This is a genomic window from Moorena sp. SIO4E2 (assembly GCF_010671945.1).
GTDB classification, from domain to species: domain Bacteria; phylum Cyanobacteriota; class Cyanobacteriia; order Cyanobacteriales; family Coleofasciculaceae; genus Moorena; species Moorena producens.
This window is the reverse complement of the sequence record NZ_JAAHIE010001404.1, coordinates 1-1084: the sequence shown is the minus strand read 5'-3', so window position 1 is coordinate 1084 and position 1084 is coordinate 1. Positions and strand designations below refer to the sequence as shown.

General features: G+C 44.9%; 1 protein-coding gene and 1 pseudogene. Both read right to left on the bottom strand.

Translation table 11 applies throughout. The features are described from left to right. A pseudogene (locus tag F6K37_RS44035) lies at positions 1–262 on the bottom strand (hypothetical protein); the annotation flags it as partial. A gap of 16 nt (positions 263–278) precedes the next feature. Further along, positions 279–932, bottom strand: a complete 654-nt coding sequence (locus tag F6K37_RS44030) for a phage tail protein I (protein ID WP_287257431.1) — start codon at positions 930–932, stop codon at positions 279–281. Positions 933–1084: the final 152 nt, after the last annotated feature.

Sequence of the window (1084 nt, the reverse complement as noted above, 5' to 3'; positions counted from 1 at the left end):
CAATTGGCGGAGAGTTTGTACTCAGAATAATCTGTCGGCCTTCACTGTCAAGAGCCGTACCAGGTGTGACAATCACCTGATTAGTAGCAGTCTCAAGAGTCAAACCATCACAAATTCCCGAAACCCGGAGGAATTGGTCTAGGCGGCGCTGTCGGTCAATATGATACTTTTGTTCATCAATGAAATCCTGGTCTTTTAAAAACTCACCATCGAAGTAGCGTACTCGCTTGTCAATGTAAGGATACTGAGTATAATCTGCCATTTTAATTCTCCCTTAGTTACGATATCGTTGTGGTGCCCAATAGTGTAGTCTCCCCAACGATGATGCCTGGTTTACTTTCAGTGGGCTCATTAATAATTTGCATACCGGGTATTAACACCCGCAAAGCATAAAAGGTGTGAGCTGGTTTCTCCTGATTGACAATTGCCTTAGCAATCTCTTCCTGACGTTGCAGCAGTTTAGGGTCTCGCTCATTCAAGGTGATTGTCACCTGGAAGTAATGAGCAGGTTGTTCAAATTCGTAGATTTTGACGTCTTCTTGAGTGTAAAGTTCTAGCATTTGCTTCACTCCCGCCTTAGTCCCCCGTTGGCGATAGAGAGGAACAATATTGCTGATAAATCGGCGTTTAGTCTCCTCACTCCAATCATCTCGCAAACTTAAAGCCACCCAACTGGCCAGCCAAGGTATAAACTCAGTTGGTGCTATCTCTGACTCTACTGGTAAATCAGGATGATTATAGGGATTGAAGTAAGTAGGGATACGGTCAATGTACTCTTCTAGAGCCAACTGCTCAGGATTCGGATCATCAGTATCCCTGGGTAAAAAGCCACTCATTACCCGCTCCAACGCTAGCAGGAACCGACCAACAAAAGGGTCTTCCTGAAAGTTAGCTGGTAGATAGTTTAGATAGCTACTTGGGTTGTTGGACATAAGCGCGTTTGTATCTAGGTTTTAAACACACGAATTGTTGAAAAAGGGAATAGGGAATAGGGAATAGGGAATAGGGAATAGTGGGGAGATGGGGAGATGGGGAGATGGGGAGATGGGGAGATCACTTGCCTGTTCCCGATTCCCGATTCCAA

What these genes read in the sequence shown, in the direction of transcription:
- F6K37_RS44030 (WP_287257431.1), bottom strand. Translation starts at nt 932, where the DNA reads ATGTCCAACAACCCAAGTAGCTATCTAAACTATCTACCAGCTAACTTT.